Raw genomic sequence first — 6,621 nt, 5'->3', positions numbered from 1 at the left:
GGGCGCGGACGTGGTCGAGCTGGGCGGCGGCGGCCTCGCGTTCGGCGGCACGCGCGTCGGCATAGTGCTGCCATGGCCCGCCATAACGATGCAGGCCGTGCGCGTCCAGTTCGACGATCTGCGTCATCTGCGAGAGCAGGCCACGGTCATGGCTGATGGCCAGCAGACCGCCCTGCCATTGCTGCAGCTGTGCATACAGTTGCCGGCGGTGATGGGCGTCGAGATGATTGCTGGGCTCGTCGAGGATCAGCCAGGCCGCGCCGCTGGCCCACGCGCCGGACAGGGCGACCTGCATCGCTTGGCCACCACTGAGGCGCGCGGCGGGCTGCGCAGGATCAAGGTCGGCCGCCAGCTGCATTGCCTGCCACTGCTGCTGCAGGCGTTCACGCAGGTTCCAGCGGTCGCCGATGCAGGTGAAGTCGGCTGCATCGACGCTGCCCGCTTCGATGCGCGCCAGTGCCGCCAGTTCGGCGCCTACGCCGGCCAGTTCGCCGACCGTGCCACGTGGCGGATAGCCGGGTGTGGGCAACAGGAATACCTGGCCACTGCGGTGCACGTGGCCCTCGTCGGGCGACAGGTGACCGGCGAGCAGGCGCGCGAGCACGCTCTTGCCCACACCGTTGGCGCCGACCAGGCCGGTGGCCACCGGTTCGAAGGAAAAGGACAGATTGGAAAACAGCGGTCGGCCATCGGCCAACCGATACGACACGCGATCGAGCGTGAGGGAATGCGAAGTCATGCGACCTCCATGGATGCCTGGTTCTCCCCTGCGCGCAGGGGCGGGAAGAGTCGGGCCGTCTAGTGCGAAGACGGCGGCATCACTGGCGCATTGGTCGCGAGCCTCTATGAGGAATGAGTGGGAAGTATAGCGCCGTGAGCTGAATGGTCGCGGCCGCTGCGCCGCGTTACGGCACCGTATCCAGCCGCGCGCCGACGAATTCGATGAACACCCGCAGCTTCGGCAGCACATGGCGGCCCGATGGCCACAACAGGTGGAACGTGCCGCAGGAATGCACGTGCTCATCAAGCACGGTGACCAGCCGGCCGTCAGCGAGTGCATCGCGTACCGAATGCACCGGCACGAACGCCAGGCCACCGTCGCGCAGTGCCAGTGCCACTCGCGCCTCGATGGTGTTGGCCACCAGGTGCACCGGCAGTTCCTGCGCCGTGTCGCCCTCGGGCCAGAGGATCGGCCACGGTTCGAGTTTGCCGCTGCTGGGGAAGCGGTAGTGCAGCAGGCGGTGCTGCAGCAGGTCCGCCGGCATCTGCGGCGTGCCATGCCGTTGCAGGTAGGCCGGCGATGCGACGACGCGGCGTGGGAACACACCGAGGCGGCGCGCGGTGAGACGTGAGTCGCTGGGCTCGCCGACACGCAGCACGGCATCGAATCCCTCTTCGATGACGTCGACCAGTCGATCGGAGAAATCCAGCTCCAGGCGGATGTCGGGATAGGCGGCCATGAACTCCGCCATCAACGGCAGGGTGAGGTCGCCTACCAGCGGCAGGCTGATGCGCAGGGTGCCGCTGGGGGTTGCGTGCTGCTGGGCCAGTTCGGTGCGTGCGGCGTCGCGCTCGTCGAGGATGCGCCGGCAGCGCGCCAGGAACAGCTGGCCCTCGGCGGTGAGGGTGATGCTGCGCGTGCTGCGGTGGAACAGGCGTACACCGAGCGCCTGTTCAAGCCGGGCCACGCACTTGCCGGCGGCCGAGGCGGAGATGCCTTGTACGCGGCCGGTTTCGACGAAGCTGCGGGTGTCCGCGGCGTGGACGAAGGTCTGCAGGTTGGCCAGGTTGTCGAGGACGGACATGGGGAAGATCGCTGCGAAAGAGGGCAGGGTAGGCGGCGGTCGGCAGGCCTGGTGACGCAGCCGGTGCAACAGTGCGGTGCGGGCGCTCGACGGGTCGTTGCGGCCCAGTGGTTCCGGGCATCATGCCGATTGCGGACCAGGAGGTCCATGATGCGCGGAGCCCGGCCCCGCTTTTTGCGGGCGCCGAAGCTGCCTACCGTGGCGGGCCTCTCCCCACGGATCACCCCGATGACACTCGCCCTCCCTGTTGATACTGCACCGGCCCTGCCCGCGGTGAGCGCGCTGCTGCAGGCCGTGCATCCGCAGCGCCTGGTCGGTGCGGTGGTACTGGTGCGCGAACACGGCGTGCTGCGCCATGTCAGCGCCAGTGGCCTGGCCGACCGTGAATCGAATACACCGATGCGCCGCGACCACCTGTTCCGGCTGGCTTCGGTGAGCAAGCCGCTGCTGACCACGGTGATCCTGCGCCTGGTGGCAGAGGGTGTGCTCGATCTGGATACGCCGGTGCAGCGCTGGTTGCCGACGTTCCGCCCGGCACTGGCCGATGGCAGCCAGCCATCGATCAGCCTGCGCCAGCTGCTCAGCCACAGCAGTGGGTTGGGCTATCGCTTCCTGGAAGCCGACGCCGAGGGGCCTTACGCGCAGGCGGGCGTAAGCGATGGCATGGACGCGAGCGCGGTGACGCTGCAGCAGAACGTGCAGCGCATCGCGCAGGCGCCGCTGTTGTTCGCGCCGGGCAGCCAGTGGCTGTACTCGCTGGGCGTGGATGTAGCGGGCGCGGTGGCTGAAGCGGCCACTGGCGAAAGGCTGCAGGTGCTGTTCGACCGGTTGTTGGCGCAGCCGTTGGGCCTGCGCGACACCGCGTTTGCCACCAGCGACGGTGGCCGCCTGGCGACGCCGTATGTCAGTGACGTGCCGCAGCCGCATCGCTTGCAGGAGGGCGAGGTGGTGCCTGCCTTCGAGGGCTCGGTGGGCATCGAATACAGCCTGGCACGGGCGACCGATCCACACCGTTATCCGTCGGCCGGTGCAGGGCTGGTGGGCAGCGCCGACGAGGTGATGACCGTGCTGGAGGCGTTGCGTGATTCGCGTGCCTCACAGTTGCTGCCCGACAGTTTGATGGCACAGATGGGAATGCCTCAGTTGGGCGAGCTGGGACCGATCGATCCGCCCGGTTGGGGCTTCGGCCTGGGTTTTGCCGTGCTGCGTGATGCCGCAGCCAGCGGCACACCGCAGACGGTGGGCACATGGCGCTGGGGCGGTGCCTACGGCCACAGCTGGTTCGTCGATCCGGCGCGCGGCCTGAGCGTGGTCGCGCTGACCAATACACTGTACGAAGGCATGCATGGCGCGTTCGTGGATGAACTACGCGATGCGGTGTATGCCGATCTGGAGACGGCGCGATGAGCGGCCACGCGATCGATGCCGGTGCACCGGCCGGCGAGGCAACGCGTCTGCCGTGGCGTGGCCTGTTGGCCTTGGCCGGTGGTGGCTTCATCACCCTGCTGACCGAAACGCTGCCAGCCGGCGTGCTGCGGCCGATGGGCGAGAGTCTCGGCGTCAGCGACGCGGCGGCAGGACAACTGGTCAGTGTGTATGCACTGGGCTCGGTCCTGGCTGCGTTGCCGATGACCGCGCTGACCCAGCGCCTGCCGCGTCGTCCGTTGCTGCTGGCGGCGATTGCCGGCTTCATGGTGGTCAACACCGTGACCGCGCTCAGCCACGACTACGTGCTGACCCTGGTGGCCCGCTTCCTGGCAGGTGTGGGCGCGGGCCTGCTGTGGTCGCTGGTGGCCGGCTATGCCGCGCGCATGGTGGTGCCGGAACTGCAGGGCAGGGCGATCGCGGTGGCGATGATCGGCTCGCCGCTGGCGTTGTCGCTGGGGGTGCCGGCTGGCACCTTGCTGGGTCAGCAGATTGGGTGGCGCTGGGCGTTCGCGTTGATGAGCGTGCTAGCGGTGCTGCTGCTCGGCTACGCGCGCTGGGCGCTGCCCGCATTGCCGGCGGCCGGCGCAGGCCGGCGCATGTCGCTGGGTTCGGTCTGGCGCATGCCCGGTATCCGCAGCACGCTGCTGGTGATGGTGCTGTACGTGCTGGCGCACAACGTGCTGTACACCTACATCGAGCCGTTGGCGGTGCAGGCGGGTGCCGGTGGCTGGCTGGACCGGTTGCTGCTGGCGTTCGGCATCGCCGCGATCGTGGGCATCGCCATTGCCGGCTGGGGCGTGGACCGCCATCTGCGCGCGCTGGTATGGGCCAGCGTGATCGGCTTCGTGATGGCGGTGGTTTCGCTGCTGCTGTGGCCAGGCGTGCCGGGCGTGCTGCTGCTGGTGACGATCCTGTGGGGCGTCGCGTTCGGTGCCGTTCCCACCCTGTTCCAGACCGCCCTGGCCCGCCGCGCCGGTGCCGCCGCCGACCTGGCGCAGTCGATGCTGGTGACCGGCTGGAACCTGGCCATCGCCGCCGGTGGCGTCGGTGGCGGCCTGATGCTGCAGGCCAGCGGCGCACAGCACCTGGCCTGGTTGCCGTTGCTGCTGCTGGCGGTGTGTGCAGCCTGGCTGTGGGCCCGGCCGAAGGCCTGGGCATAGGCGTCACTCAACGGTGACGGGGTTGCCGGGGCTGCCGGCCAGCGGCCGGCACTACAGAGAGCAGAACGTGCGAGCGCAGCGACCCGCTGTTGTTTTTCTCTTCTCTCTTACGTGGTGGAACGCCGCAGAGATCTGTCCCGGGTCGGGCGCGGTGGGTACGCGGGGGTGTCCGCGGCATGGATGCCGCGGCCAAGCCTCCATGGACGGATTCACGGCGTCCCCCGCGTATCCACCCCGCCCGGCCAACCCACGAACAGCTTTACGCGACCCACCACGAGGGGCCGCGCCGTTCGCCGACTACTACTCCCCCGCCTGCTCGCGTTCGAACGGCACGCTGCGCGGATTCTGCATGTGCTCCCGCGCTGCGCCGTACTGCTGCTGGCGCTTGCGATGGAAGGCGATGAACTCATCGCGCGGCAGCGGCCGCGAGAACAGCCAGCCTTGGCCGAACTGCACGTGCTGGCTGTGCAGGTAGGCCAGCTGCGCTTCGGTTTCCACGCCTTCGGCCACCAGCCACAGGCCCAGCTCGCGGGCCATGCCGATGATGTGCGGCGTGACCGGGCTGGTCGCACTTTCGGTGCCGATCGCATCGATGAAGGACTTGTCGATCTTCAGTGCATCCAACGGCAGCTGCTGCAGGTACTGCAGGCTGGAATAGCCGACGCCGAAATCATCGATGGCCACGCTGTGACCTGCGCGTCGCGCCGCCGCCAGCATGGTGCGCGCACGGTCGATATCGAGGAAGCCATGCTCGGTGGCCTCCAGCCAGATCTGCTGCGGCAGGATGCCGCTGCCGGCCATGCGCTGCGAGATCACCTTCAGCGCCCGTCCGCTGCTGATGTCCTCGGCCGCCAGGTTGATCGCGATGTGCGCGCTGCGATCCTCGGCCAGCAGCTCACGCATGTCGGCAACCACGTTCTCGATCACCAGATCGGTGATGGCGGCGATCATCCCGGCCTCTTCGGCCAACGGAATGAACAGGTCCGGACGCACCTGCGTGCCGTCGGGTCGCTGCCAGCGCACCAGCGCCTCGGCGCCGACGCAGATGCCGGTATCCAGCTCGATGATCGGCTGGTAGTGCAGGTAGAGTTCGCGGCGGCGGATGGCGATGCCCAGTTCGCCGCGCATCGACAGCCGTCGCCGCGACAGCCAGATCACCAGGCCGGCACCGGCGGCGGCCATCAGCAGTCCCAATGGCACGAACAACCACGCCTGCTGCCGGAACGTCGCTGCCAGCGCAGTGCGCGGGGCGGTGGCGATCGCCAGCCATTCACCGCTGCGCGCGCTGGCATACAGGGTGCTGCGGTCCAGGCCCTCGCCGGGTTCGCGCAGCAGTTGCTGCAACAGGGTCGGGTCCATGCCGTCCTGCTGGGTCAGCAGTCGTCCATCGGGGCTTGCCAGGGCCAGCCGTACGTCCGGGTCGACGATGACATCGACGAAGCGACGGGGGTCGACCAGCACGTCGTAGGGCCCGTACATGATGGACAGCATCGGCCGCCGGCCGGCCGCCTCGGGGTGCACGTCCACGGTGATGCCGACGCCATCGCTGGTGACGTGGTCCGGCGTGGGCTGGTCCACATCCCGCAGGAACGGGCCCCACGACGTGCAGCGCAGCTTGCCGCCCTCGAAGTAGCCCATCTGGTCGGACGACGGCGTGGTCATCACCAGGGTCTGCATGCGCAGGATGTGTTCGGCCCCGCAGGGCGGCAGCACCGTCGCCTCGGCCGACTTCAATGCCGCCAGCGCTTCCTGGTAGGACACTTCGGTGCGGCGCAGGCTGCGCTCGGCGATGGCATGCAGGCGCTGTTGCTCGACGCTGACGGCGCGATCCCAGGTGGCATAGACCATGACCGCGATCGGCAACGCAGCGGCCAGCACGGCCAGTACGGTGCCGCCGATGATGACCCGCAGTCGGCTCATGACCGGGGCTCCAGAGAGGTGTGCAGGGCTGGGCACATGGGCGGGGCCGGTCCTTGGGCGATGGCGGTATATGAACACGGCGCCGGGCTGGGCGGAATGGGACAAATGCGGTAACGGGTCACATTGTGGTGAAGGCGACACTTGTTGACGGTCCTGGTCCGTCCGGTGCTGGTGTTGTGGCAGCCGGAGGACTACCGTCGGACGCTTCACCCGCCTCTTCCCGCGCCCATGACCGAGCCCGCCACGCCCCCCGAGCACCTGCGCCGCAGCCTGTCCAACCGTCACCTGCAACTGATCGCCATCGGCGG

4 protein-coding genes and 1 pseudogene are annotated in these 6,621 nt (G+C 68.7%); 2 read left to right on the top strand and 3 right to left on the bottom strand.

Annotated elements, in window-relative coordinates; all coding sequences use genetic code 11:
• Together DBR20_RS23320 and DBR20_RS15870 are read right to left on the bottom strand one after the other, a co-directional pair.
• Positions 1 to 679: pseudogene (locus tag DBR20_RS23320) on the bottom strand (ATP-binding cassette domain-containing protein); the annotation flags it as partial.
• A 226-nt stretch (positions 680 to 905) separates the two neighbouring features.
• The gene (locus DBR20_RS15870; protein ID WP_108266838.1) at positions 906 to 1,805 is read right to left on the bottom strand and encodes a LysR family transcriptional regulator; all 900 of its coding nucleotides are present in this window, start codon (positions 1,803 to 1,805) and stop codon (positions 906 to 908) included.
• Positions 1,806 to 2,033: 228 nt separating this feature from the next.
• Here DBR20_RS15870 and DBR20_RS15865 point away from each other — a divergent pair, with 228 nt between their 5' ends.
• Together DBR20_RS15865 and DBR20_RS15860 are read left to right on the top strand one after the other, a co-directional pair.
• Positions 2,034 to 3,212, top strand: a complete 1,179-nt coding sequence (locus DBR20_RS15865; RefSeq protein WP_108266837.1) for a serine hydrolase domain-containing protein — start codon at positions 2,034 to 2,036, stop codon at positions 3,210 to 3,212.
• The gene (locus tag DBR20_RS15860) at positions 3,209 to 4,393 is read left to right on the top strand and encodes an MFS transporter (RefSeq protein WP_108266836.1); all 1,185 of its coding nucleotides are present in this window, start codon (positions 3,209 to 3,211) and stop codon (positions 4,391 to 4,393) included. The genes DBR20_RS15865 and DBR20_RS15860 overlap by 4 nt, the downstream gene beginning before the upstream one ends.
• Positions 4,394 to 4,693: 300 nt before the next feature.
• On the opposite strand, the gene DBR20_RS15855 is transcribed toward DBR20_RS15860, so the two are convergent.
• Positions 4,694 to 6,313, bottom strand: coding sequence for an EAL domain-containing protein (locus DBR20_RS15855; RefSeq protein WP_108266835.1), 1,620 nt, complete (start codon positions 6,311 to 6,313; stop codon positions 4,694 to 4,696).
• Positions 6,314 to 6,621: the final 308 nt, after the last annotated feature.

The organism is Stenotrophomonas sp. HMWF023, assembly GCF_003060985.1.
Lineage (GTDB): Bacteria > Pseudomonadota > Gammaproteobacteria > Xanthomonadales > Xanthomonadaceae > Stenotrophomonas > Stenotrophomonas lactitubi.
Note: the sequence above shows the minus strand (reverse complement) of the source record. Positions and strands in the feature narration are given on the sequence as shown.

Coding starts and splice junctions, on each gene's coding strand:
- DBR20_RS15870 (WP_108266838.1), bottom strand. CDS start 1,805: ATGTCCGTCCTCGACAACCTGGCCAACCTGCAGACCTTCGTCCACGCC.
- DBR20_RS15860 (WP_108266836.1), top strand. CDS start 3,209: ATGAGCGGCCACGCGATCGATGCCGGTGCACCGGCCGGCGAGGCAACG.
- DBR20_RS15855 (WP_108266835.1), bottom strand. CDS start 6,313: ATGAGCCGACTGCGGGTCATCATCGGCGGCACCGTACTGGCCGTGCTG.
- DBR20_RS15865 (WP_108266837.1), top strand. CDS start 2,034: ATGACACTCGCCCTCCCTGTTGATACTGCACCGGCCCTGCCCGCGGTG.